At 68.7% G+C, this 21,979-nt stretch carries 32 protein-coding genes; 30 read left to right on the top strand and 2 right to left on the bottom strand.

Going from position 1 to position 21,979, the window contains the following annotated elements:
* Positions 1 to 4 precede the first annotated feature (4 nt).
* The 26 genes from rplP (at position 5) to truA (ending at position 14,766) form a co-directional block, all read left to right on the top strand.
* Complete coding sequence (gene rplP, locus EMA17_RS07625; RefSeq protein WP_020549230.1) at positions 5 to 424, top strand: 50S ribosomal protein L16; 420 nt, start codon at positions 5 to 7, stop codon at positions 422 to 424.
* Positions 424 to 657, top strand: a complete 234-nt coding sequence (gene rpmC / locus EMA17_RS07620; protein WP_020549229.1) for a 50S ribosomal protein L29 — start codon at positions 424 to 426, stop codon at positions 655 to 657. The genes rplP and rpmC overlap by 1 nt, the downstream gene beginning before the upstream one ends.
* Positions 654 to 935 (top strand): 30S ribosomal protein S17, encoded by a 282-nt coding sequence (gene rpsQ / locus EMA17_RS07615; RefSeq protein WP_020549228.1) that lies wholly within the window; start codon positions 654 to 656, stop codon positions 933 to 935. The genes rpmC and rpsQ overlap by 4 nt, the downstream gene beginning before the upstream one ends.
* A gap of 62 nt (positions 936 to 997) precedes the next feature.
* On the top strand, positions 998 to 1,366 hold the full coding sequence (gene rplN, locus EMA17_RS07610) for a 50S ribosomal protein L14 (RefSeq protein WP_078975728.1): 369 nt from the start codon (positions 998 to 1,000) through the stop codon (positions 1,364 to 1,366).
* Between the two features lie 15 nt (positions 1,367 to 1,381).
* Entirely contained in the window at positions 1,382 to 1,705 is a 324-nt protein-coding gene (gene rplX / locus EMA17_RS07605) for a 50S ribosomal protein L24 (RefSeq protein ID WP_078979278.1), read from the top strand.
* Positions 1,705 to 2,274 carry a 50S ribosomal protein L5 gene (rplE, locus tag EMA17_RS07600; protein ID WP_078975727.1) on the top strand — a complete coding sequence of 190 codons (570 nt, stop codon included), beginning with the start codon at positions 1,705 to 1,707 and terminating at the stop codon, positions 2,272 to 2,274. Before rplX ends, rplE begins: the two co-directional genes overlap by 1 nt.
* 44 nt (positions 2,275 to 2,318) lie before the next feature.
* On the top strand, positions 2,319 to 2,504 hold the full coding sequence (locus EMA17_RS07595; protein ID WP_020549224.1) for a type Z 30S ribosomal protein S14: 186 nt from the start codon (positions 2,319 to 2,321) through the stop codon (positions 2,502 to 2,504).
* 188 nt (positions 2,505 to 2,692) lie between these two features.
* On the top strand, positions 2,693 to 3,091 hold the full coding sequence (gene rpsH / locus EMA17_RS07590; RefSeq protein WP_020549223.1) for a 30S ribosomal protein S8: 399 nt from the start codon (positions 2,693 to 2,695) through the stop codon (positions 3,089 to 3,091).
* Between the two features lie 18 nt (positions 3,092 to 3,109).
* Entirely contained in the window at positions 3,110 to 3,649 is a 540-nt protein-coding gene (rplF, locus tag EMA17_RS07585) for a 50S ribosomal protein L6 (protein ID WP_126636168.1), read from the top strand.
* Between the two features lie 2 nt (positions 3,650 to 3,651).
* On the top strand, positions 3,652 to 4,035 hold the full coding sequence (gene rplR, locus EMA17_RS07580) for a 50S ribosomal protein L18 (RefSeq protein ID WP_078975725.1): 384 nt from the start codon (positions 3,652 to 3,654) through the stop codon (positions 4,033 to 4,035).
* Positions 4,036 to 4,081: 46 nt separating this feature from the next.
* On the top strand, positions 4,082 to 4,687 hold the full coding sequence (gene rpsE, locus EMA17_RS07575) for a 30S ribosomal protein S5 (RefSeq protein WP_020549220.1): 606 nt from the start codon (positions 4,082 to 4,084) through the stop codon (positions 4,685 to 4,687).
* Positions 4,687 to 4,869, top strand: coding sequence for a 50S ribosomal protein L30 (gene rpmD, locus EMA17_RS07570; protein ID WP_020549219.1), 183 nt, complete (start codon positions 4,687 to 4,689; stop codon positions 4,867 to 4,869). The genes rpsE and rpmD overlap by 1 nt, the downstream gene beginning before the upstream one ends.
* Position 4,870: 1 nt before the next feature.
* Positions 4,871 to 5,329: a 50S ribosomal protein L15 gene (rplO, locus tag EMA17_RS07565; RefSeq protein ID WP_078975724.1), complete on the top strand. Its 459-nt coding sequence runs from the start codon at positions 4,871 to 4,873 to the stop codon at positions 5,327 to 5,329.
* A 349-nt stretch (positions 5,330 to 5,678) separates the two neighbouring features.
* Entirely contained in the window at positions 5,679 to 7,001 is a 1,323-nt protein-coding gene (secY, locus tag EMA17_RS07560) for a preprotein translocase subunit SecY (protein ID WP_078975723.1), read from the top strand.
* Positions 7,002 to 7,655 (top strand): adenylate kinase, encoded by a 654-nt coding sequence (locus EMA17_RS07555; RefSeq protein WP_126636167.1) that lies wholly within the window; start codon positions 7,002 to 7,004, stop codon positions 7,653 to 7,655.
* Positions 7,656 to 7,749: 94 nt separating this feature from the next.
* Complete coding sequence (gene map / locus EMA17_RS07550) at positions 7,750 to 8,541, top strand: type I methionyl aminopeptidase (RefSeq protein ID WP_126636166.1); 792 nt, start codon at positions 7,750 to 7,752, stop codon at positions 8,539 to 8,541.
* A gap of 70 nt (positions 8,542 to 8,611) precedes the next feature.
* The gene (locus EMA17_RS07545; protein ID WP_160161339.1) at positions 8,612 to 9,202 is read left to right on the top strand and encodes a DUF1707 SHOCT-like domain-containing protein; all 591 of its coding nucleotides are present in this window, start codon (positions 8,612 to 8,614) and stop codon (positions 9,200 to 9,202) included.
* A gap of 39 nt (positions 9,203 to 9,241) precedes the next feature.
* Entirely contained in the window at positions 9,242 to 9,622 is a 381-nt protein-coding gene (locus tag EMA17_RS07540) for a DUF1707 SHOCT-like domain-containing protein (RefSeq protein WP_126636164.1), read from the top strand.
* 237 nt (positions 9,623 to 9,859) lie between these two features.
* Positions 9,860 to 10,081, top strand: a complete 222-nt coding sequence (gene infA / locus EMA17_RS07535; RefSeq protein ID WP_018382544.1) for a translation initiation factor IF-1 — start codon at positions 9,860 to 9,862, stop codon at positions 10,079 to 10,081.
* A 116-nt stretch (positions 10,082 to 10,197) separates the two neighbouring features.
* Positions 10,198 to 10,311: a 50S ribosomal protein L36 gene (gene rpmJ / locus EMA17_RS07530; RefSeq protein ID WP_009740505.1), complete on the top strand. Its 114-nt coding sequence runs from the start codon at positions 10,198 to 10,200 to the stop codon at positions 10,309 to 10,311.
* Positions 10,312 to 10,498: 187 nt separating this feature from the next.
* Positions 10,499 to 10,879, top strand: coding sequence for a 30S ribosomal protein S13 (rpsM, locus tag EMA17_RS07525; protein ID WP_078975718.1), 381 nt, complete (start codon positions 10,499 to 10,501; stop codon positions 10,877 to 10,879).
* Between the two features lie 67 nt (positions 10,880 to 10,946).
* Entirely contained in the window at positions 10,947 to 11,348 is a 402-nt protein-coding gene (gene rpsK, locus EMA17_RS07520) for a 30S ribosomal protein S11 (RefSeq protein WP_020549211.1), read from the top strand.
* A 28-nt stretch (positions 11,349 to 11,376) separates the two neighbouring features.
* Positions 11,377 to 12,003 (top strand): 30S ribosomal protein S4, encoded by a 627-nt coding sequence (gene rpsD, locus EMA17_RS07515; RefSeq protein ID WP_020549210.1) that lies wholly within the window; start codon positions 11,377 to 11,379, stop codon positions 12,001 to 12,003.
* A gap of 102 nt (positions 12,004 to 12,105) precedes the next feature.
* Complete coding sequence (locus EMA17_RS07510; RefSeq protein ID WP_020549209.1) at positions 12,106 to 13,122, top strand: DNA-directed RNA polymerase subunit alpha; 1,017 nt, start codon at positions 12,106 to 12,108, stop codon at positions 13,120 to 13,122.
* 180 nt (positions 13,123 to 13,302) lie between these two features.
* Positions 13,303 to 13,824, top strand: coding sequence for a 50S ribosomal protein L17 (gene rplQ / locus EMA17_RS07505; protein ID WP_126636163.1), 522 nt, complete (start codon positions 13,303 to 13,305; stop codon positions 13,822 to 13,824).
* Positions 13,825 to 13,923: 99 nt separating this feature from the next.
* On the top strand, positions 13,924 to 14,766 hold the full coding sequence (gene truA / locus EMA17_RS07500) for a tRNA pseudouridine(38-40) synthase TruA (RefSeq protein WP_126636162.1): 843 nt from the start codon (positions 13,924 to 13,926) through the stop codon (positions 14,764 to 14,766).
* A gap of 35 nt (positions 14,767 to 14,801) precedes the next feature.
* On the opposite strand, the gene EMA17_RS07495 is transcribed toward truA, so the two are convergent.
* The gene (locus EMA17_RS07495) at positions 14,802 to 15,863 is read right to left on the bottom strand and encodes a hypothetical protein (RefSeq protein WP_126636161.1); all 1,062 of its coding nucleotides are present in this window, start codon (positions 15,861 to 15,863) and stop codon (positions 14,802 to 14,804) included.
* Positions 15,864 to 16,218: 355 nt separating this feature from the next.
* Between EMA17_RS07495 and rplM the strand changes: the two genes are divergently transcribed.
* The 3 genes from rplM to glmM all read left to right on the top strand — a co-directional run bounded on the left by rplM (position 16,219) and on the right by glmM (position 18,718).
* Positions 16,219 to 16,662 carry a 50S ribosomal protein L13 gene (rplM, locus tag EMA17_RS07490; RefSeq protein WP_020549205.1) on the top strand — a complete coding sequence of 148 codons (444 nt, stop codon included), beginning with the start codon at positions 16,219 to 16,221 and terminating at the stop codon, positions 16,660 to 16,662.
* A gap of 41 nt (positions 16,663 to 16,703) precedes the next feature.
* A complete protein-coding gene (rpsI, locus tag EMA17_RS07485; RefSeq protein ID WP_078975713.1) occupies positions 16,704 to 17,189 on the top strand; it encodes a 30S ribosomal protein S9 in 486 nt (161 codons plus the stop codon).
* A gap of 161 nt (positions 17,190 to 17,350) precedes the next feature.
* A complete protein-coding gene (glmM, locus tag EMA17_RS07480; RefSeq protein ID WP_126636160.1) occupies positions 17,351 to 18,718 on the top strand; it encodes a phosphoglucosamine mutase in 1,368 nt (455 codons plus the stop codon).
* Positions 18,719 to 18,807: 89 nt separating this feature from the next.
* Here glmM and coaA read toward each other — a convergent pair whose 3' ends face one another.
* Positions 18,808 to 19,776: a type I pantothenate kinase gene (gene coaA / locus EMA17_RS07475; RefSeq protein WP_126636159.1), complete on the bottom strand. Its 969-nt coding sequence runs from the start codon at positions 19,774 to 19,776 to the stop codon at positions 18,808 to 18,810.
* A 93-nt stretch (positions 19,777 to 19,869) separates the two neighbouring features.
* Between coaA and glmS the strand changes: the two genes are divergently transcribed.
* Positions 19,870 to 21,720 carry a glutamine--fructose-6-phosphate transaminase (isomerizing) gene (glmS, locus tag EMA17_RS07470; RefSeq protein WP_126636158.1) on the top strand — a complete coding sequence of 617 codons (1,851 nt, stop codon included), beginning with the start codon at positions 19,870 to 19,872 and terminating at the stop codon, positions 21,718 to 21,720.
* Positions 21,721 to 21,979 lie beyond the last annotated feature (259 nt).

Here is a 21,979-nt window from a genome sequence, read left to right as displayed (position 1 = left end):
CCCGATGCTGATCCCCCGCAGGGTCAAGCACCGCAAGCAGCACCACCCCAAGCGTGGTGGCCGCGCCAAGGGCGGTACGGAACTGGCGTTCGGCGAGTACGGCATCCAGGCCCTCGGCCAGGCGTACGTCACCAACCGTCAGATCGAGTCCGCTCGTATCGCCATCACCCGGCACATCCGTCGTGGTGGCAAGGTGTGGATCAACATCTACCCCGACCGTCCGCTGACCAAGAAGCCTGCCGAGACCCGCATGGGTTCCGGTAAGGGCTCGCCCGAGTGGTGGGTCGCGAACGTCAAGCCCGGTCGGGTGATGTTCGAACTGTCGTACCCGAACGAGAAGGTGGCTCGTGAGGCGCTCACCCGCGCCGTGCACAAGCTGCCGATGAAGTGCCGGATCGTCCGGCGCGAGGCTGGTGAGGCGTGATGGCGGCCGTTACCAAGGCGTCCGAGCTCCGCGAACTCGGTGACGAGGAGATCGTCGCCAAGCTCCGCGAAGCCAAGGAGGAGCTGTTCAACCTCCGTTTCCAGGCGGCGACCGGGCAGCTCGAAAACCACGGGCGGCTCAAGGCTGTCCGTAAGGACATCGCCCGGATCTACACGCTGATGCGCGAGCGCGAGCTGGGCATCGACGTGCAGGAGACCGGAGGCGCGGCGTGAGCGAGAAGACTGAGATGACTGAAGCAGCCCGGGGATTCCGCAAGACCCGTGAGGGCCTCGTCGTCAGCGACAAGATGGACAAGACCGTCGTCGTCGCCGTCGAGGACCGCGTGAAGCACCCGATGTACGGCAAGGTCATCCGCCGCACGAACAAGCTGAAGGCTCACGACGAGCAGAACGCCTGTGGCGTCGGTGACCGTGTCGTCCTCATGGAGACTCGGCCGCTGTCCGCCAGCAAGCGCTGGCGCATCGTCGAGATCCTCGAAAAGGCCAAGTAGCGAGCGCCGGTCGCCCCACCATCCGTGGGTCGTGACCGCGACGTGACGATCAGGAGTTAGACGTGATCCAGCAGGAGTCGCGACTGCGAGTCGCCGACAACACGGGTGCGAAGGAGATTCTCTGCATCCGTGTGCTCGGTGGCTCCGGCCGGCGCTACGCGGGCATCGGGGACGTCATCGTTGCCACCGTCAAGGACGCGATCCCCGGTGGCAACGTGAAGAAGGGCGACGTCATCAAGGCGGTCGTCGTGCGGACGGTCAAGGAGCGCCGGCGTGTCGACGGCTCCTACATCCGCTTCGACGAGAACGCCGCCGTCGTCCTGAAGAACGATGGCGAACCCCGTGGCACCCGTATTTTCGGCCCGGTCGGCCGTGAGCTTCGCGAGAAGAAGTTCATGAAGATCATCTCGCTCGCGCCGGAGGTGCTCTAACCAATGGCGAAGGCGATGAAGATCAAGAAGGGTGACCTGGTACAGGTCATCACCGGCAAGGACAAGGGCAAGCAGGGCAAGGTCATCGCGGCCTACCCGACGCAGGAGCGCGTCCTGGTCGAGGGTGTCAACCGGATCAAGAAGCACACCAAGGTGGGTCAGTCCGCCAAGGGTGCCAAGACCGGCGGCATCATCACCCAGGAAGCGTCCGTCCACATCAGCAACGTGATGCTGGTCGTGGAGAAGGACGGTAAGAAGGTCCCGACCCGGACCGGCTTCCGGTTCGACGACGAGGGCAACAAGATCCGGTACGCCAAGCGGACCGGTGAGGACATCTGATGACGGTCACCACCGAGGCGCGTGAACTGCCGCGTCTGAAGCAGCGTTACCGCGAGGAGATCCTGGGCAAGCTGCGTGAGGAGTTCTCGTTCGAGAACATCATGCAGGTTCCCGGTGTCACCAAGATCGTGGTCAACATGGGTGTGGGCGACGCCGCCCGCGACTCCAAGCTGATCGACGGCGCGATCAAGGACCTGATGGCCATCACCGGCCAGAAGCCCCAGGTCACCAAGGCCCGCAAGTCCATCGCGCAGTTCAAGCTGCGCGAGGGTCAGCCGATCGGCGCGCACGTTACACTGCGCGGCGACCGCATGTGGGAGTTCCTGGACCGTCTGCTGTCGATCGCCCTGCCGCGTATCCGCGACTTCCGCGGGCTCTCGCCCAAGCAGTTCGACGGCCGCGGCAACTACACCTTCGGTCTCACGGAGCAGTCGATGTTCCACGAGATCGACCAGGACAAGATCGACCGCGTTCGTGGCATGGACATCACTGTGGTGACCACGGCCAAGAACGACGACGAGGGCCGCGCTCTGCTGCGTCTCCTCGGCTTCCCGTTCAAGGAAGCGTGAGCAGTCGCCTCGGCGGCTGAGGAACGCAACAAGGAGACTGAGACGTGGCGAAGAAGGCCCTGATCGCAAAGGCCGCCCGCAAGCCGAAGTTCGAGGTTCGCGGCTACACGCGCTGCCAGCGCTGTGGCCGTCCTCACTCGGTGTACCGCAAGTTCGGTCTGTGCCGTGTGTGCCTGCGCACCATGGCGCACGCCGGCGAGCTGCCGGGCGTCACCAAGAGCAGCTGGTAGTCCGCGGCCGCCCCGGCGGCCGAGAGCTACCGCTACCGCAACAATCGTTCGCCCGCTGGGCCGAGCGAGAACAGTAACGACGTCGTAGGTCCCGCACCGCAGTCGCCGTCCGCCGCCGTCCTTCGGGTCGGCGGCGGACGAGGGATCGCACGCCGGGAAACCACGGCGAGAAAGGCCTTGAGGCCGTCATGACCATGACCGACCCCATCGCAGACATGCTGACCCGTCTGCGGAACGCCAACTCGGCATACCACGACGATGTCGTGATGCCGTTCAGCAAGATCAAGTCGCACATCGCGGAGATCCTCCAGCAGGAGGGTTACATCCAGGGCTGGCGCGTCGAGGACGCGGAGGTGGGCAAGAAGCTCACCGTCGTCCTCAAGTACGGCCCGAACCGCGAGCGCTCGATCGCCGGCGTCCGCCGTGTGTCGAAGCCCGGTCTGCGGGTGTACGCAAAGTCCACGAACCTGCCGAAGGTACTCGGTGGCCTCGGCGTCGCGATCATCTCGACGTCGACCGGTCTCCTCACCGACAAGCAGGCGGCCAAGAAGGGCGTGGGCGGGGAAGTCCTCGCCTTCGTCTGGTAAGGGAAGGGAAGGAGAGCAATGTCGCGCATCGGACGTCTCCCCATCCCGGTTCCCACCGGTGTGGACGTCACCATCAATGGCCGCGAGGTCGTCGTGAAGGGCCCCAAGGGTTCCCTGTCGCACACCATCGCCGCCCCGATCGAGATCGCCAAGTCGGACGACGGCACCCTCGCGGTGACCCGTCCCGACGACGAGCGTCGCTCGAAGGCCCTGCACGGGCTGTCCCGGACGCTGGTGGCGAACATGATCACTGGTGTGACCCAGGGATACATCAAGAAGCTCGAGATCAGCGGTGTCGGCTACCGTGTCCAGGCGAAGGGCTCCTCGCTGGAGTTCGCGCTCGGATTCAGCCACCCCGTGGTCGTCGAGGCCCCGGAAGGCATCACCTTCACGGTCGAGGCCCCCACCCGTTTCTCGGTCGAGGGCATCGACAAGCAGAAGGTCGGTGAAATCGCCGCGAACATCCGCAAGCTGCGGAAGCCCGACCCGTACAAGGCCAAGGGCGTCAAGTACGCGGGCGAGGTCATCCGCCGCAAGGTCGGAAAGGCTGGTAAGTAGGCATGGCTGTCGGCGTGAAGACCGGCAAGGGCGTTGCGAAGAAGTCTGTCGCACGCAAGCGCCGGCACATCCGGGTGCGGAAGAAGGTTTCCGGCACCCCGCTGCGGCCCCGTCTCGTCGTGAGCCGCTCCACCCGTCACATGGTGGCGCAGGTCATCGACGACATCGCCGGCCACACTCTCGCTTCGGCGTCCACGATGGATCCGTCCATCCGCGGTGCCGAGGGTGACAAGACCGCCCAGGCTCGCAAGGTCGGCGAATTGGTCGCCGAGCGCGCGAAGGCCGCGGGTGTCGAGGCCGTCGTGTTCGACCGCGGTGGCAACAGGTACCACGGTCGCATCGCCGCTCTCGCGGATGCCGCACGCGGAAACGGGCTCACCTTCTGAGCCCGCTGCTCCGGACAAGCTTCGAACGACAGATGAGGACATTCTGATGGCTGGACCCCAGCGCCGCGGTGGCGGCGCCGGCGGCGGCGAGCGGCGGGACCGGCGGGATCGACGTGATGGTGGCGCAGCCGCCGAGAAGACCGCTTACGTCGAGCGCGTCGTCGCGATCAATCGCGTCGCCAAGGTCGTGAAGGGTGGACGTCGCTTCAGCTTCACCGCGCTGGTCGTGGTGGGCGATGGCGACGGCACCGTAGGTGTCGGTTACGGCAAGGCCAAGGAGGTGCCGGCCGCGATCGCCAAGGGTGTTGAAGAGGCCAAGAAGCACTTCTTCAAGGTCCCCCGTATCCAGGGCACCATTCCGCACCCGATCCAGGGTGAGAAGGCTGCCGGCGTCGTGCTCCTGAAGCCGGCCTCGCCGGGTACCGGTGTCATCGCCGGTGGCCCCGTGCGCGCCGTGCTCGAGTGCGCCGGCATCCACGACGTGCTGAGCAAGTCGCTCGGTTCGTCGAACCCGATCAACATCGTGCACGCGACCGTCGCGGCGCTCCAGGGGCTCGTTCGCCCCGAGGAGATCGCGGCTCGTCGTGGCCTGCCCCTGGAGGACGTGGCCCCGGCCGCACTCCTGCGGGCCCGCGCGGGGGTTGGTGCGTAATGGCACGTCTCAAGGTCACGCAGACCCGATCCAAGATCGGTGGCAGGCAGAACCAGCGGGACACTCTCCGTTCGCTCGGTCTCAAGCGCGTCCACGACGTGGTCGTCAAGGAGGACCGCCCGGAGATCCGCGGCATGATCGCGACGGTGTCGCACCTCGTCACCGTCGAGGAGGTCGACTGACATGGGTGCTGACAACCCGCTGAAGGTGCACCACCTGCGGCCCGCCCCGGGCGCCAAGACCGCCAAGACCCGCGTGGGTCGTGGTGAGGGCTCCAAGGGCAAGACCGCCGGTCGTGGTACCAAGGGCACCAAGGCTCGTTACCAGGTGCCGGCCCGCTTCGAGGGTGGGCAGATGCCGCTGCACATGCGGCTGCCCAAGCTCAAGGGCTTCAAGAACCCGTTCCGGGTCGAGTTCCAGGTCGTGAACCTGGACAAGATCGAGTCCCTGTACCCCAACGGTGGCGAGGTCACCGTCGAGGGTCTGATCGAGAAGGGCGCGGTTCGCAAGAACCTGCCCGTCAAGGTCCTGGGCACCGGCGAGATCTCGGTGGCCGTCCAGGTGAAGGCGCACGCCTTCTCCGGGTCCGCCAAGACCAAGATCGCCGCCGCGGGCGGTTCGGCCGACGAACTGTCGGTCTGACCCCTCGCGGACAAGGAATGACCGTCATGGCCCGTTCGGATCGGTACCGAACGGGCCTTGACGTCGTTGGAGGCTATAGCGCAGGGGCGTCACGCCGGTAAGGTGGTGGCGCCCCTGTGGTTTGCTGTGCCGTGGGGGTGGGTTCATCGCGCAATCCCCGCACATGACTTGCTCCGCTTTTGACTTGTGTTGTGTCATGACGCAGGAACGTCGGGCCCGGGCGATACTTCCGGGCCGTCGGCGCTGTTATTGTCCGTGAGGTCCTGTGAGGGACCTGACCAGTGGTCCTCTTCCCGGACCGACGACTCGATCGACTCGCCCCTGAGACGGGCGGGGCGCAGGAGGCAGTGTGCTCACCGCGTTCGCCAGGGCGTTCCGCACGCCCGACCTGCGCAAGAAGCTGCTGTTCACGTTGGCGATCATCGTCCTCTTCCGGATCGGGTCGCACATCCCGGTACCCGGCGTCTCGTTCGAGATGGTGCGCTCTTGCGTAGAGGACTCCAACAAGAACAGCCTGTTCGGGCTCGTGAACATGTTCAGCGGTGGTGCGCTGCTGCAACTCACGATCTTCGCGCTGGGGATCATGCCGTACATCACGGCGAGCATCATCCTCCAGCTGCTCACCGTCGTGATCCCGCGACTGGAGGCCCTCAAGAAGGAGGGTCAGGCCGGTACCGCGAAGATCACGCAGTACACCCGCTACCTCACGATCGCGCTGTCCGTGCTCCAGGCGACCGCGCTGATCGCCACCGCCCGCAGCGGCGCGCTGTTCTCCAGCGCCCGCAGCGCCACCTGCGACCCGCAGGGCATCGTTCCGGACGACTCGCTCTTCCGGGTGATCGTGATGGTCGTCGTGATGACGGCCGGCACGTCGACGATCATGTGGCTCGGTGAGCTGATCACCGACCGCGGCATCGGCAACGGCATGTCGATCCTGATGTTCGTCTCGGTCGCCGCCGGCTTCCCGGCCGCGCTGTGGACGATCAAGGAGCAGGGCACCATCGGCGACGGTTGGATCCCGTTCTTCACCGTCATCGCCATCGGCCTCGTGATGGTCGGCCTGGTGGTCTTCGTGGAACAGGCGCAGCGCCGGATCCCGGTGCAGTACGCCAAGCGCATGATCGGGCGTCGCGCCTACGGCGGGACCTCGACCTACATCCCGCTCAAGGTGAACCAGGCGGGCATCATCCCCGTCATCTTCGCCTCGTCGCTGCTCTACATTCCGGCTCTGATCGCGCAGTTCAGCGGCGGCAAGTCGGACTGGGCGGTGTGGATCGAACGACACTTCGTCAAGGGCGACCACCCGCTGTACATGATCACGTACTTCCTGCTGATCGTCTTCTTCGCGTTCTTCTACGTGGCCATCACGTTCAACCCCGAAGAAGTAGCCGACAACATGAAGAAGTATGGTGGCTTCATTCCGGGGATCCGCGCCGGCAGACCGACCGCGGAGTACCTGAACTACATCCTCACCAGGATCACGTGGCCCGGATCGTTGTACCTGGGCATGATCGCGCTGGTACCCAGCATCGCGCTCGTGCTCTTCAACGCCAACCAGAACTTCCCGTTCGGCGGCACGAGCATCCTGATCATCGTGGGAGTGGGTCTGGAAACCGTGAAGCAGATCGAGAGTCAGCTCCAGCAGCGCAACTACGAAGGCTTCCTCCGCTAAATGCGTATCGTTCTCGTGGGGCCTCCCGGCGCGGGTAAGGGAACCCAGGCCCAGTACATCGCCGCCAACCTGTCGATTCCCGCAGTCTCGACAGGTGACATCTTCCGCGCCAACGTGAGCCAGGGCACTCCGCTCGGCCGCGAGGCGAAGACCTACATGGACGCGGGCAATCTCGTACCCGACGAGGTGACCATAGGCATGGTCCGGGAGCGCCTGGCGCAGCCGGACGTGGCCGGGGGTTTCCTCCTCGACGGATTCCCGCGCAACACGGCGCAGGCCAAGGTGCTCGACGAGATCCTGGCCGAGAACGACACCGAGCTGGACGTGGTGCTCGAACTCAAGGTCGAGGACTCGGAGATCATCCAGCGCATCTCGGGCCGTCGGCAGTGTCGGGCCAACGGGCACGTCTGTCACATCCTGACCGACGCGCCGAAGGTGGCCGGGATCTGCGACGAGTGCGGCAGCGAGCTGTACCAGCGCGACGACGACCGCGAGGAGACCGTCCGGCACCGTCTGGACGTCTACAAGGAGCAGACCGAACCCCTGGTCGGCTACTACTCGGAGCGCAACCTCCTGCTGCAGATCCAGGCCACGGGTCCGGTCAAGGAGGTCACCGAGCGCGCGATGACCGCGCTTCGGGAGTTCGGCGCCTGATCGGCGTCGGCCACGACGGACATCACACATGGGCGATCCGGGGAAACCCCGGATCGCCCATCGTGCTTTCAGTGGATGACAGGTGAGGACGGCCATGCCGGTGTTCAGGAAGCGGCACATGCGGATCGAACGCAAGACGCCCGAGCAGATCGAGAAGATGCGTCGTGCCGGTGCGGTGGTGGCGAACACGCTGGCCCTGCTGCGCGAGGCGGCGGTGCCCGGGGTGACCACCGCCGATCTGGACACGATCGCCGAGCGGTCGATCCGCGGCGCGGGGGCGATTCCCTCGTTCAAGGGCTACCACGGCTTCCCGGCGTCGATCTGCGCGTCGGTCAACGACGTGGTGGTGCACGGGATCCCGGACGAGACGCCGCTGCGGGACGGGGACATCGTCTCGATCGACTGCGGCGCGATCCTGGACGGCTGGCACGGCGACTCGGCGATCACGGTGCCGATCGGCACGGTGGTGCCCGAGGTGCTGGAACTGAGCCGGGTGTGCGAGCAGTCGATGTGGGCGGGCATCGAGGCGGCGGTGGCCGGCGGCCGGCTGACCGACATCAGCCACGCGGTGGAGAAGTCGATCCGGTCGCACCGGCTGCCGGGCGGCGCGAAGTACGGGATCGTCGAGGACTACGGCGGCCACGGCATCGGCACCGAGATGCACCAGGACCCGCACGTGCTCAACTACGGCCCGGGCGGCCGGGGTCCGCGCCTGGAGGTCGGGGTGTGCCTGGCGATCGAGCCGATGGTCACCCTCGGCAAGCCGGACACGTACACGCTGCCCGACGAGTGGACGGTCAAGACCACCGCCGGCGGCCACGCGGCGCACTGGGAGCACTCGATCGCGATCACCGCGAACGGACCCGTGGTGCTCACCGCGCCCTGAGGACAGACCCCCGCCGATGGTGGGGCTGGCCCCATGTACGGGGCCGCGGTGCCTGCCTAGTGTCGAAGGCATGGTGAGGCATCCGACGATGCGGGCATCCGACGTGGACCGTGAGGCGGCGGTGACGCTTCTGCGCGAGCACCATCTGGTCGGACGGCTGACGCTGGCAGAGTTCAACGAGCGCATGGGCGCGGCCATCGCGGCGGTGACCCTGGGGGATCTGGCCCGGTTGATCTCCGATCTGCCGCCTCCGGAGCACCTGGAGGCGGACGTCGAGGTGATCCGCGCGCGGATGGCCTACGAGGAGGCCCGCACCCGGGCGGCGCTCGCCCGGCCGTCGGTGTCGGGTACGGAGCCGGCGATGTCGATGCCGCCCGCGATGCCGCTCCCGGAGGCGCCGCCGGTGCCGGCCGACGTGCGGTGGAGCGCGGCCCCGCAGCGGCGTTCGCGCGACGGGTGGGCGGCCACCGCGCGGGGCCTGCGCGCGGCCTGGACGGTGTTGAACGCGGTCACCGCGCTGAACGTGGTGATCTGGCTGCTGGTCGCGGTCGCGGGCACCGGCGTCGTGTACTTCTGGCCGGTGTGGGTCTACGGTCCGGCGGCCGCGGTGCTCGGTTCGATCCAGATGATCCTGTGGCGACACGGCCGCGCCGCGCCGTGACCCGGGCGCCGGCGGGCCGACCGGGACTACCCTCGGGGCATGGACCGTGATCCGAACGTCCCCGCGACCGCGGCGGACCGCGAACGTGTGACCGCCGAGCTGCGCGAGCACCTGGCGTCGGGTCGCCTGGCGTTGTCCGACTACCGGGCCGGCCTGGACGGGGTGCGCCGGGCGGTCACGGTGGGGCAGCTCGACGCGCTCGTGGCGAACCTGCCCGGTCGCGAGGATCGGGCCGACACGGCGGGCGCGACGCCGCCGCCGGGATACGACCGTCCCGTCGAGGCGCCGTTCCGCGCCGGTGCCTACGGCCCGGCCGAGGAGCATCGGTCGCGGGTGTCGAACGCGACGTTGAACAAGGTCTGGTTGGTCGTGATGACCCTCGGCGTGCTGGTGTGGGCACTGGTCTACTTCGTGCGCTGATTCCGCGCCGGCTCGCGCGCGGGCGGGTGCGCCGGCGCGGCGGTCCGCGGGGGCGCCGGGCGCGGAATCCGCGGTTCCGGGGCCGGTTTCGCTTTCACCCGTCCAGTGGCTTAGACTGACTCGTCGGCTCACATGTAGCCAGGTTTGGCGCGCCCGTCGTACGGGCGCCAAAAATTTGAGCGTCGTCATGTGCGCCGGGTAACGGTAGTTGATCCCGAGACACGAAGCGCGGAGGACATGCCCAAGAAGCAAGGGGCCATCGAAATCGAGGGCACCGTCATCGAGTCGCTCCCCAACGCCATGTTTCGCGTCGAGCTTCAGAACGGGCACAAGGTCCTCGCGCACATCAGTGGGAAGATGCGGATGCACTACATCCGGATTCTTCCGGACGACCGGGTCGTCGTGGAGCTGAGCCCTTACGACCTGACCCGCGGCCGGATCGTCTACCGCTACAAGTAGGCGAGCCCCGGTCCCGCCCACGCCGTGCGTGGTGTGTGGGGCCTGGCAGCAAACCGACAACCGACTCGGCGACGGCGGCGTGCCCGCACGCCTTCGTCACACGTACCGGAGAAATCATGAAGGTCAAGCCGAGCGTCAAGAAGATCTGCGACAAGTGCAAGGTGATCCGCCGTCACGGCCGGGTCATGGTGATCTGCGAGAACCTGCGCCACAAGCAGCGCCAGGGCTGAGCGGCACCACCCCCCTTCGCACAACGAGCGATCGACGCGCGACGCACCCCGTAAGAGCCGCAGCACCCGACCCCCGCCCCGTGCGGGACGCCACCCTCGGCCGGAGGCCGAGGACCGAGCGCATCCCCCGTGGATCCGCCGGACCGGTGCTGGGCCAGACCTCCGACTGAAACCAGGAGCCACACATATGGCACGCCTCGTCGGCGTCGACCTCCCCCGTGACAAGCGGGTCGAGGTCGCTCTGACCTACATCTTCGGCGTCGGGCGCACTCGTGCGCTGGACACGCTGAAGAACACCGGTGTCAACCCCGACACCCGCGTCCGCGATCTCGCCGAGGACGACCTGATCAAGCTTCGCGACTGGATCGAGGGCAACTACCGCGTCGAGGGTGACCTCCGCCGCGAAGTCGCCGCCGACATCCGCCGCAAGGTCGAGATCGGTTGCTACGAAGGTCTGCGTCACCGTCGCGGTCTTCCCGTCCGCGGTCAGCGCACCCACACCAACGCGCGTACCCGCAAGGGCCCGCGCCGCGCGATCGCCGGCAAGAAGAAGCCGGGCAAGAAGTAGTCCGCGTACGACGGATCACGCGGTCCTCAATTCGTAGCGGACCGACGACCTCAGGAGTTTTCAGCAGATGCCTCCCAAGAGCCGCGCGGGCGCCAAGAAGGTGCGCCGCAAGGAAAAGAAGAACGTCGCTCACGGGCACGCCCACATCAAGAGCACGTTCAACAACACCATCGTTTCGATCACGGACCCCAGCGGCAACGTGATCTCGTGGGCCTCCGCGGGCCACGTCGGCTTCAAGGGCTCGCGCAAGTCGACCCCCTTCGCCGCGCAGATGGCCGCCGAGTCCGCCGCGCGTCGTGCGCAGGAGCACGGCATGCGCAAGGTCGACGTTTTCGTCAAGGGCCCGGGCTCCGGTCGGGAGACCGCCATTCGTTCGCTGCAGGCCACCGGCCTGGAGGTGGGCTCCATTCAGGACGTCACCCCCGTGCCGCACAACGGCTGCCGCCCCCCCAAGCGCCGCCGCGTCTGACCAGCAGCTGACTAGGAGTTAAAGAACAATGGCGCGTTACACCGGCGCGGACTGCAAGCGCTGCCGTCGCGAGAAGATGAAGCTGTTCCTCAAGGGCAGCAAGTGCGAGGGCCCGAAGTGCCCGATCGAGATCCGCCCCTACCCGCCGGGCGAGCACGGTCGTGGCCGTACCAAGGACAGCGAGTACCTGCTGCAGATGCGCGAGAAGCAGAAGTGCGCGCGCATCTACGGCGTTCTCGAGAAGCAGTTCAAGGGCTACTACGAGGAAGCGAACCGTCGCCAGGGCAAGACCGGCGAGAACCTGCTTCGCATCCTCGAGTCGCGCCTGGACAACGTGGTCTACCGCGCGGGCTTCGCCAAGTCGCGTGACCACGCCCGTCAGCTCGTGCGCCACGGTCACATCGTGGTCAACGGCGTCAAGACGGACATCCCGTCGTTCCGGGTCTCCGACAACGACATCATCGAGGTCCGCAAGGACTCGGTCGAGCTGACCCCGTTCGTGGTCGCCCGCGCCGAGGCCGGCGAGCGCACCGTCCCGGCCTGGCTCGAGGTCATCCCGGGCAAGATGCGCATCCTCGTGCACTCCCTCCCGGCGCGTCAGGTCATCGACACGCAGGTGCAGGAGCAGTTGATCGTCGAGCTCTACTCCAAGTAGTAGCGCTCCACGGAACGGGCGGACCGGTCTTGTGCCGGCCCGCCCGTATCCTTGTTCTCACTGGCGTCATATAGCGGACGCCAATGACATGGAGGCACCCCCATGCTTATCGCCCAGCGGCCGACCCTCACCGAGGACGTCGTCGACGAATACCGCTCGCGGTTCGTCATCGAGCCCCTCGAGCCCGGCTTCGGCTACACGCTCGGCAACTCGCTCCGTCGTACCCTCCTCTCCTCGATCCCGGGCGCTGCCGTCACCAGCATCCGGATCGACGGTGTCCTGCACGAGTTCACCACCGTGCCGGGCGTCAAGGAGGACGTCACCGACCTCATCCTGAACATCAAGCAGCTGGTCGTCTCCTCGGAGCACGACGAGCCGGTCGTGATGTACCTGCGCAAGCAGGGCCCGGGTGTGGTCACCGCCGGCGACATCGCGCCGCCGGCCGGTGTCGAGGTGCACAACCCCGACCTGGTCCTGGCCACGCTGAACGCCAAGGGCAAGCTGGAGATGGAGCTGACCGTCGAGCGCGGTCGCGGCTACGTCTCCGCGGTGCAGAACAAGCAGGCGGGCCAGGAGATCGGCCGCGTGCCGGTCGACTCGATCTACTCGCCGGTGCTCAAGGTCACCTACAAGGTCGAGGCGACCCGTGTCGAGCAGCGCACCGACTTCGACAAGCTGATCGTCGACGTCGAGACCAAGCAGTCCATGCGTCCGCGCGACGCGATGGCCTCCGCGGGCAAGACCCTGGTCGAGCTGTTCGGTCTCGCGCGCGAGCTGAACATCGACGCCGAGGGCATCGACATGGGCCCGTCGCCGACCGACGCCGCGCTCGCGGCCGACCTGGCGCTGCCGATCGAGGAGCTCGAGCTCACGGTCCGCTCCTACAACTGCCTCAAGCGCGAGGGCATCCACACCGTGGGTGAACTGGTCGCGCGCAGCGAGGCCGACCTGCTGGACATCCGCAACTTCGGTGCGAAGTCCATCGACGAGGTCAAGGCGAAGCTCAACGGGATGGGTCTGGCCCTCAAGGACAGCCCGCCCGGGTTCGACCCGACCGCCGCCGCGGACAGCTTCGGCGACGAGGACGACCACGGCTTCGCGGAGACCGAGCAGTACTGATCGCCGCGCCCACCGCGACCGCGGGGGGTTCCGGGGGGTCGTCCCCCCCGGTAGGCACAGTGCGGAGATCGAGCGGTACTGAGCGATTCCCTCGGGAGTCGCCGCCACCCGGGCCGACCGGCCCGGGTGGACTGACGCCGGTACCTGATACGGCCGGCGCAGGAATATCAAGGAGAGAACATGCCCAGGCCCACCAAGGGTCCGCGCCTCGGCGGCGGCCCGTCCCACGAGCGGCTGATCCTGGCCGGTCTCGCGACGGCGCTGTTCGAGCACGGTCGCATCACCACGACCGAGGCCAAGGCGCGCCGGCTGCGTCCCGTCGCCGAGCGACTGATCACCAAGGCGAAGAAGGGCGACCTGCACAACCGTCGCCAGGTGCTCACCGTCGTTCGTGACAAGGGCGTCGTGCACACGCTGTTCGAGGAGATCGGCCCGCGCTACGCGAACCGTCCCGGCGGCTACACCCGCATCACCAAGATCGGCACCCGCAAGGGCGACAACGCGCCCATGGCGGTCATCGAGCTGGTCGAGGCGCTGACCGTGGCGCAGACCGCGGTCGGCGAGGCCGAGGCCGCCACGAAGCGCTCGGTCAAGGAGCAGGAGACCGCCAAGGTCGAGACGGCGAAGGTCGTCGAGACCGAGGAGGCGCCCGCCGCCGAGGCCGCCGAGGCCGAGGAGAGCAAGGACGCCGACAAGGCCTGAGGCCGGGTCGGACGCTCCAGGCGTTCCGAATCACCGTGCGAGCCCGTTCTCCGTATCCGTACGGAGGGCGGGCTCGCGCCATGTCCGGAGGTGGATGACGTGGTGCGCTTGCGCATCGATCTGTCGTACGACGGCACCGAGTTCGCCGGGTGGGCCCGCCAGCGCGAACTGCGCACCGTGCAGGGGACGTTGGAGGGCGCGCTGACCACGGTGCTGCGGCTGGCGGAGCCCGCGCAGCTGACCGTGGCCGGGCGGACCGACGCGGGGGTGCACGCACGGGGCCAGGTGGCGCACCTGGACGTGCCCGACGAGGTGTGGGCCGACCTGGGCGAGGTGGCGCTGCGTCGGGTCACCGGGCGGCTGCCGAGGGATCTGCGGGTGCGCGACATCACCGTGGCGCCGGCCGGGTTCGACGCGCGGTTCGGCGCGATCTGGCGGCGCTACGCGTACCGGGTGTGCGACGCGCCGGGCGGGGTGGACCCGCTGCGCCGGGGCGACGTGGTGTGGCACGACCGGCCGTTGGACGTGGACCGGATGAACGAGGCGGCCGGGCGGCTGATCGGCGAGCACGACTTCGCGTCGTTCTGCCGCAGGCGCGAGGGGGCCACGACGGTGCGCTGCCTCCAGGACTTCTCCTGGGCCCGCGAGACGCCGACCGGGGCGGACGTGGGGCCCGCGTATCGCCCGGTGATCGTGGCGACCGTGCGGGCCGACGCGTTCTGCCACAACATGGTGCGGTCGCTGGTCGGCGCGATGTTCGCGGTGGGCACCGGGCGCAAGCCGCCGGCCTGGCCGGTGGAGGTACTGGGGCGCGCGGTGCGCGACTCGGGCGTGCATGTCGCGCCCGCGCACGGGCTCACCCTGGAGGAGGTGGCGTATCCGGCCGACGAACTGCTCGCGGACCGGGTGAACGCCACCCGGCGCCGCCGCGACGGCAGCTGAGCGCGGGGGCGGCCCGGCGCCGCCCCCGATGGCGCTCAGCCCTGGATCTGCTCCAGCGCCTTGCGCCGGTTCTCGTCGTCGATCTGCTTGGAGATCGCCTCGCCGCGCGCGGTCAACGAGTTCCACAGGAACTTGTCCACGTCGTCCTGGGCCTGCGCCATGGTCTTGTCGTCGCCGACCGGGTCCTTGCCGTCGGCGTACCAGTCGAGGGTGAACAGGGCGTAGCGGCCCACCGAGTTGCGCAGCTTGCCGTGCTTTTGCTTCTTGGCGTCCAACACCTTGACCCCGGGACCGGCCAGCGGCAGCAGTTCGCCGCCGTCCTTGCCGTTCTTGACCGCGAGGGCCTTGTCCTCGGCCGGGAACGAGGCGACCGCCGCGGTGGAGAGCACACCGTTCGGGCCGATCACCGCGAGCCGGATGAGCTGCGTGCACTGCTGGTCGCGGGCCGCCGGGCCGAGCTTGGCGTCGGTGCCGTCGGAGCACGTGTTGTCCAGCTTGCCCGCGGCCACCGAGTACTGCCGTCCGTTGACGGTGAACTTCTGGTTGGGGAACAACGATTCGACCGTGAAGGGCGCGGTGTCCAGGGCCGGGTCGGCGAGCACCGCGCGGGCGGGCGGCGGCGCGGGTACGGTCGGCGCCGGGCGGAACGTCGGCTTCTCCGGGGCGAACGTCGCGGCGGACGGCCCGCCGGAGGCGCCGGGGCCGGCCTTCTTGTCGTCGTCACCGCCGGACAGCGTCATCGCGGCGGCGACCACACCGCCGACCAGGGCGAGTCCGAGCACGGTGCCGCCCACGGCGAACATCAGCCTGCGCCGCCGGGCGGCCGAGTCCCGCTCCTCCGCCAGTCGGCTCCAGTCCGGGCCGCTCGACCCGCCCGCGCCGCCGAACTGCTGTTGCCCCGCGGGCTGTTGGGCCTGCGACGGGGGTTGCGCGAAGGGCTGTTGGGGCTGCTGTCGCGGCGGTTGCCCCTGGGACCCCTGCGCGTGCGAGGGGAACGGGTCCCACGCGTGTTGCGGTTGCCCCGGCGTACCGGGCCCGCCCGGGCGTACGCTCCATGGGCGTTGCCCGTCGTCCCCGGGTGTTCCGACCCCCGACACATCCGCCCCCTGCAAGGAAATGACCCGCCCCGGCTCTCCGTGTGCCGACGCCCCGGCCGTTCGGCGCATCGTATCCGTCCACGAAGCGGTGAGCGTCGGCGTGGCACGGTCGGAGCACCCCCGGCGATGGCTTACGCTGGAGGGGGGCATGAGCAAATCATCGCCCCATTGCTCGTTTTGACCGGCACCCCCTTGACCCGGTATTGTGCCGGTTCGTTGTGCGTATTGGCTTGCTTGAGTGGAGTCGGTACGCCGGGCCGCCGGCCACCGGAGTCCGCATGGTTCGGAATCATCTCCCGGACAGCCAGTCGGCATCCGTCAGCACACACTCACGAAGAAGCGAAGGCTATCGACCGTGCGCACGTACAGCCCCAAGCCCGGCGACGTCCAGCGTCAGTGGCACGTCATCGACGCGACCGATGTCGTGCTCGGCCGTCTGTCCACCCAGGCTGCTGCCCTGCTCCGGGGTAAGCACAAGCCGGTGTACGCGCCGCACGTCGACACCGGCGATTTCGTCATCATTGTGAACGCCGACAAGGTTCACCTGTCGGGCAACAAGCGCAGCCAGAAGATGGCGTACCGCCACTCCGGCTACCCGGGTGGCCTCCGCGCCGTCCGCTACGACGAGCTGCTGGAGAAGAACCCCGAGAAGGCCGTGGAAAAGGCCATCAAGGGCATGCTCCCGAAGAACACCCTGGGTCGGCAGATGTTGTCGAAGCTCAAGGTGTACCGCGGTTCCGAGCACCCGCACTCGGCGCAGCAGCCGGTTCCGTTCGAGATCACCCAGGTCGCGCAGTAGTCACGGCCACCGCCTGACGAACGAATAGTTTGAGGAGAACAGTGGCCGAGACCATTGCAGAAACCCCGATCGAGGAGACCGAGGGTCTTCCGCTCGAGAGCTACACCTCCGAGTCGCTCGCGTCGCGCTTCAGCGAGCCGCAGGCGGGCGCGGCCACCGGCCGCCGCAAGGAGGCCGTCGCGCGCGTTCGCATCGTGCCCGGCACCGGCAAGTGGAAGATCAACGGGCGTTCGCTCGAGGAATACTTCCCGAACAAGGTGCACCAGCAGCTGGTCAACGAGCCCTTCAAGGTGCTCGAGCTGGACGACCGCTACGACGTGCACGCCCGCATCCACGGTGGCGGCGTCTCCGGCCAGGCCGGCGCGCTGCGTCTGGGTGTGGCCCGTTCGCTGAACGAGGCCGACGTCGAGGCGAACCGCCCGGCGCTCAAGAAGGCCGGCTTCCTGACCCGTGACCCGCGTGCCACGGAGCGCAAGAAGTACGGTCTGAAGAAGGCGCGCAAGGCGCCTCAGTACAGCAAGCGCTAAACAGCCCGCAGCACCCTCTGCGGCTGTTCGCAGCGTCATCAGGCCCCGGGGGCACGGTTCGTGCCCCCGGGGCCTGATGCTTTTTTCCGGCGCTTCTCCTGGAGGAGCGGCGCCGAGAGGTAGTGTCCGAGACATCCGGAATGTATGCGGGAGATCCAACTGTGGGACGACTCTTCGGTACGGACGGCGTGCGTGGCCTGGCGAATGGCCGGCTGACCGCGGAACTGGCGCTCGACCTGGCGGTCGCCGCCGCGCGGGTGCTCGGATCACGCGGCCGGGACGGGATTCCGCAATCAGGGCACGGCCGCAGGCCGTTCGCCGTGGTGGGTCGTGACCCGCGGGCGTCCGGGGAGTTCCTGGAGGCCGCCGTGGTCGCCGGGCTCGCGGGCGCGGGCGTGGACGTCTACCGGGCCGGCGTGTTGCCGACGCCGGCGATCGCCTACCTGACCGGGCTGCTCGGCGCGGACCTGGGCGTGATGCTCTCCGCGAGCCACAACGCGATGCCGGACAACGGGATCAAGTTCTTCGCGCGCGGCGGGCACAAGCTGCCCGACGAGGTGGAGGACCGGATCGAGTCGCTGCTCGGCACCGAGTGGGAGCGGCCGACCGGCTCCGCGGTCGGTCGGGTACAGGACCACCCCGAGGGTCACGAGCGCTACGTCGAGCACCTGCTGTCGTCCCTGCCGCACCGCCTGGACGGGCTCAAGGTGGTCGTGGACTGCGCCAACGGCGCCTCCTCGGCGGTCGCGCCGGACGCGCTGCGCCGGGCGGGGGCCGAGGTGATCGCGATCCACGCGGAGCCCGACGGCCTGAACATCAACGACGACTGCGGCTCCACGCACATGGACGCGCTCGCGGCGGCCGTGGTCGAGCACGGCGCGGACGCGGGCATCGCGCACGACGGCGACGCCGACCGGTGCCTGGCGGTGGACGCGCGCGGCGAGTTGGTCGACGGCGACGCGATCCTGGCGGTGCTCGCGCTGGCCATGCGCGACGGCGGGCATCTCGTGGACAACACGTTGGTGGCCACCGTGATGTCCAATCTGGGACTCAGGCTGGCCATGCAGGCCGCGGGCATCAAGATGGTGGAGACCGCGGTCGGCGACCGCTACGTGCTGGAGGCCATGCAGGCGTCGGGGCTCTCGCTGGGCGGCGAACAGTCGGGCCACGTGGTGCTGTTGGAGCACGCGACCACCGGCGATGGCACGCTGACCGCGCTGCGCCTGCTCGCGCGCGTCGCGGAGACCGGCAAGCCGCTGCACGAGTTGGCGTCGGTGATGACCCGCCTGCCGCAGCAGTTGGTCAACGTCGCCGGAGTGGACCGCACCCGGGTGCACACCACCCCCGAACTCGCCCGCGCCGTCGCACTGGTGGAGGAGCGGTTGGGGGCCACCGGCCGGGTGCTGCTGCGTCCGTCGGGCACCGAGCCGTTGGTCCGGGTGATGGTCGAGGCCGAGACCCACGACCAGGCGCACGACGAGGCCGCGCATCTGGCCGAGGTGGTACGGACGTTGCTCGCGCTGGAGTAGCCGGCCCGGCGATTCGCGTCGCGCCCGCGGGACTTCGCGGCCCCCGTCCGCAACGGACGGGGGCTGTCGGTCGTTGCGGGGCGGTGCGCTCAGAGTTTGCGCAGCCGCAGTCGGCTCACCGCGTGCTCCGCGTCCTTTTGCAGCACCAGCGTGGCGCGCCCGCGGGTGGGGCGGATGTTCTGCACGAGGTTGACCTCGTTGATCGTTGCCCAGGTGTTCTCCGCGTAGCGCAGCGCGTCGTCGGGCGTCATCACCGCGTACTTGCGGAAGTACGAGGCCGGGTCGCGGAACGCGGTCTGGCGCAGCTTGAGGAAGCGCTCCAGGTACCAGTGGCGGATGTCCTGGGTGCGCGCGTCCACGTACACGCTGAAGTCGAAGAAGTCGGACAGCGCGAGCCGGGGGCGCCCGTCGGCGGTCGGCGACGCCGGTTGCAGCACGTTGAGGCCCTCGACGATCAGGATGTCGGGCCGGTGGATGGTCAACCGCTCGTCGGGCACGATGTCGTAGGTCAGGTGCGAGTAGACCGGCGCGGTGACCTCGGGCTTGCCCGCCTTGACGTCGGCGACGAAGCGCACCAGGGCCCGCCGGTCGTAGGACTCGGGGAAACCCTTGCGGTGCATGATGCCGCGGCGTTCCAGCTCCTCGTTGGGGTACAGGAAGCCGTCGGTGGTCAGCAGTTCCACGTGCGGGTGGTCGGGCCAGCGGGCGAGCAGTTCGCGCAGGATGCGCGCGGTGGTGCTCTTGCCGACGGCGACGCTGCCGGCGACGCCGATCACGAACGGTATCCCCGGGTTCTCGCCGTTGCCCAGGAACGTGGTGAGCGCGCGACCCAGGCCCCGGGTGGCGCCGACGTAGAGGTTGAGCAGGCGCGACAGCGGCAGGTAGACGTCGGAGACCTCGTCCAGGTCGACCACGTCGCCGAGCCCGCGCAGACGCTCGAGTTCGTCGGCGGTCAGCGGCAGCGGCGTCCCGGCCCGCAGTCGGGTCCAGGCGGCGCGGTCGAGTTCGACGAAGGGGGACAGGTCGCGAGCCGGTCCCTGAGCCGCGAAGGAATGCACCCCCTCATTGTCGCGAGTGGCCGCGGGCCGCCCGTCGGCGGGCCGTCGAACGTGTTTCCGCCGGCCGGATGCGGACCCCGTAGGCTGGCCCCCATGTGCGGGATTGTGGGATATGTGGGCGCTCAATCGGCGCTGGAAGTGGTCATCGGCGGGCTCAGGCGGCTGGAGTATCGCGGCTACGACTCGGCCGGGGTGGCCGTGCTCGTGGACGGTGCGCTGGTGAGCGAGAAGCGGGCCGGGAAGCTGGCCAACCTCGTGGACGCGCTGACGGAGTCGCCGCTTCCGGTGGGGACGTGCGGCATCGGTCATACGCGGTGGGCCACACACGGCGCGCCCAACGACGTGAACGCGCATCCGCACCTGGACAACGCGGGCCGGGTCGCCGTCGTGCACAACGGGATCATCGAGAACTTCGCGGCGCTGCGGGCCGAATTGGCCGAGCGCGGGCACAAGCTGGCCTCCGAGACGGACACCGAGGTCGTCGCGCACCTGCTGGCCGAGGAGTTCCCGGGCGCCGGGCAGGACCTGGCCGAGGCGATGCGCCGGGTCTGCCGCCGCCTGGAGGGCGCGTTCACCCTGGTCGCGACGCATGCCGACGCCCCCGACGTGGTGGTCGGCGCGCGCCGCAACTCCCCGCTGGTGGTCGGTCGCGGCGTCGGCGAGAACTTCCTCGCCTCGGACGTGGCCGCGTTCATCGAGCACACGCGCGAGGCGATCGAGTTGGGCCAGGACCAGGTCGTGGAGCTGCGCCGGGACAGCGTCACGGTGACCGACTTCCACGGCGCGCCGGCCGCGTTTCGCGAGTACCACGTCGACTGGGACGTGTCGGCCGCGGAGAAGGACGGCTACGACTACTTCATGCTCAAGGAGATCGCCGAGCAGCCCAAGGCGGTCGGCGACACCCTGCTCGGCCGGATCGGCACCGACGGGCGCCTGGTGCTCGACGAGGTGCGGATCGCCGACGAGGTGCTGCGCGAGATCGACAAGGTGGTGATCATCGCCTGCGGTACCTCGTTCCACGCGGGCCTGATCGCCAAGTACGCGATCGAGCACTGGACCCGGGTGCCCTGCGAGGTCGAGCTGGCCAGCGAGTTCCGCTACCGCGACCCGATCCTGGACCGGCAGACGCTGGTGGTGACCATCTCGCAGTCCGGCGAGACGATGGACACCCTGATGGCCCAGCGGCACGCCCGGGAACAGGGCGCCAAGGTGCTGGTGATCTGCAACACCAACGGCTCGACGATGCCGCGCGAGGCGGACGCCGTGCTGTACACGCACGCCGGCCCCGAGGTCGCGGTGGCCTCGACGAAGGCGTTCTTGACCCAGCTGGTCGCGTGCTACCTGGTCGCGCTCTACCTGGGCCAGGTGCGCGGCACCAAGTGGGGCGACGAGATCACCGAGGTGATCGAGCAGTTGGCGGCGATGCCGGAGATGGTGGACAAGGTCCTGGACACCATGGAGCCGGTGCGCGAGCTGGCGCGGTCGCTCAAGGACGCGGGCTCGGTGTTGTTCCTGGGCCGGCACGTGGGCTACCCCGTGGCCCTCGAAGGCGCGCTCAAGCTCAAGGAACTGGCGTACATGCACGCCGAGGGCTTCGCCGCGGGCGAGCTCAAGCACGGCCCGATCGCGCTGATCGAGGAGGGCCTGCCGGTGGTCGTGGTGGTCCCGTCGCCGCGCGGGCGCTCGGTGCTGCACGACAAGATCGTGTCCAACATCCAGGAGATCCGCGCCCGGGGCGCGCGCACCATCGTGATCGCCGAGGAGGGCGACGAGGCGGTCGTGCCGTACGCCGACCACCTGGTGCGCATCCCGGCAACGCCGGTGCTGTTGCAGCCGCTGGTGTCCACGGTGCCGCTGCAGGTGTTCGCGTGTGAGTTGGCCACGGCGAAGGGGCATGAGGTGGATCAGCCGCGGAACTTGGCGAAGTCGGTGACGGTGGAGTAGGGGCGGGGGCTTGGGGGTGGGGCGGGGTTGTGTCTGCGGGGTGGCTGTGGGCCGGGGATGCGACGGGAGTCGAGCCCGGCCCGGGTCGTGTCTGCGGTGTGACTGCGGGCCGGAGACGCAACGTGAGCTGAGCCCGGCCCGGGTCGTGTCTGCGGTGTGGCTGTGGGCCGGAGACGCGACGCGAGTCGAGCTCCGAGCCCGAGGCGCAACGTGAGCGACGCTCCGGGGCGGAGTCGTGTTGGCGGCGTTGCTTTTTATT

This window comes from Embleya hyalina (assembly GCF_003967355.1).
GTDB classification, from domain to species: Bacteria; Actinomycetota; Actinomycetes; order Streptomycetales; family Streptomycetaceae; genus Embleya; species Embleya hyalina.
Note: the sequence above shows the minus strand (reverse complement) of the source record. Positions and strands in the feature narration are given on the sequence as shown.